Genomic DNA, 1,732 nt, shown 5'->3' with positions numbered 1-1,732 from the left:
GAGGGGGCGGTGGCCGCAGCGCTGATCTCCGGCCAGCGGGCAGGGATCAGCGAGACAACCAATGAGGCGCTGCGCATTGCAGGGCTGGCGCATATTCTTTCAATTTCCGGCCTGCATCTGGCACTGGCAGCAGCAATTGTCATGGTGAGCCTGCGTGGCATTGCCGGACTATTCCCGTCTTTAGCGCTCTATTATCCGGTGAAGAAAATTGCCGCACTGATTTCGCTGTTTTCTTCGGGTTTTTATCTGGCTTTGTCGGGTGCAGATGTGGCGGCACAGCGTAGTTTTATCATGCTCGCCGTGATGCTTTGTGCGGTGATTTTAGATCGTAAAGCTCTGACCTTGCGCAATCTGGCGATTGCAGCGCTGTTCAGTATTCTTGTGACACCGCATGAAATTCTGGGGCCTAGTTTTCAGATGTCCTATTCTGCGACCGGTGCGCTGATTGCAGGCTTTGCATGGTGGAAATTACGCAAGAGACAAAGCAATGAACAAGCGACGCGGCAGACGACATTGGGGGGTAAGCTCAGGATTTGGCTTGGCGGGATTGCGGCGACTTCGCTTTTAGCCGGTACGGCCAGCGGGCTTTTTGCAGCCTTTCATTTTAACAATATGGCACCGCTTGGCATGTTGGGAAATGCACTGGCACTGCCGGTGATCTCGGTACTGATTATGCCTTTTGCGGTTCTGTCTTTGTTGGTGATGCCTCTGGGACTGGAATGGTTGCCTTTGCAAGTGATGGGGAAAGGCATTGAACTGGTTAAATGGATTGCACATTTTGTTGCCGGACTTTCCCCTGATCTGATCCCCGGCCTGTTGCCCGTGCCGGTATTGTTGCTTTGGACGGCGGCAATGCTTTCGGCGATGATCTTTACCAGTCAATTGCGGCTTATATCGCTGTTCTTTCTCGTGGCTGGCGGGATTGTACTGAGTATGAATAGTTTACCGGATATTATTATCTCGGAAGATGCCAGACTGGTTGCAGTCCGTCAGAACAATAGTCTCTATGTAAACCGAGCACGACCGGCTGCCTTCACAATAGATAATTGGCGCAAGGCCTATAGAATCCATGAGGTTAAAACGCCGGATAATAGCAGCGCGGCAGGTTCAGAAGGTTTTGTCTGTGAGGACGGGTTATGCAGCTTTGATCTGCAAAACGGGCAGGTGTTGGCCTATGCCGAGAACCGGCCTGCGGCAGATGTCGCCTGTACTATCGGTGATATTATTATTCTCGCTTATGCAGGAAACCTGTCTTGCCCCGATAGAAAAGCCAGCAATATTACAGGCACAGTAACGCAAAATGCCCCTGCCATCATCACCCGCCAGCAGCTGGCACTACGAGGCGTGGCAGAGATTTATCTGGAACCCGATAGCCGCAGATATACGGATACAGCACAAAGTCTTTTTCCGGTTATGCTGCAAAGCGCGACTATAAAGGCGCAAGTGCATCAAACTGGTTTGGCATATCGGCCGGAACAGGCTCAGGTCGTGTTTGCAGTGGGAGAGCCGCAACGACCATGGCACAGCTACCGCCTCTGGTCGCGTGCTGCCCGTAATCTGGAAGATTCGAAATAAGAGCCGCCGCATCTTCTTATGATCGTAGCTATTATGAATGCGTAGTCACAGCATAATAGTGCAGAAAAAACAGGCTTGTAGGGCGTTTGCTGTATTGTCTTGTCGGGAGACGCACTACTTAAATGACCCGTTATTGCCCATGCAAGAATATGCAGCA

The 1,732-nt window shown here is 51.5% G+C and carries 1 protein-coding gene; it reads left to right on the top strand.

From position 1 onward, the window contains the following. Positions 1–1,575: ComEC/Rec2 family competence protein (locus tag A918_RS21210; RefSeq protein ID WP_022712429.1), on the top strand; the 1,575-nt coding region annotated here is incomplete at its 5' end. Between the last annotated feature and the right edge of the window lie 157 nt (positions 1,576–1,732).

Origin of the sequence: Pseudochrobactrum sp. AO18b (genome assembly GCF_000409565.1) — a bacterium.
Taxonomy (GTDB): Bacteria; Pseudomonadota; Alphaproteobacteria; order Rhizobiales; family Rhizobiaceae; genus Pseudochrobactrum; species Pseudochrobactrum saccharolyticum.
Note: the sequence above shows the minus strand (reverse complement) of the source record. Positions and strands in the feature narration are given on the sequence as shown.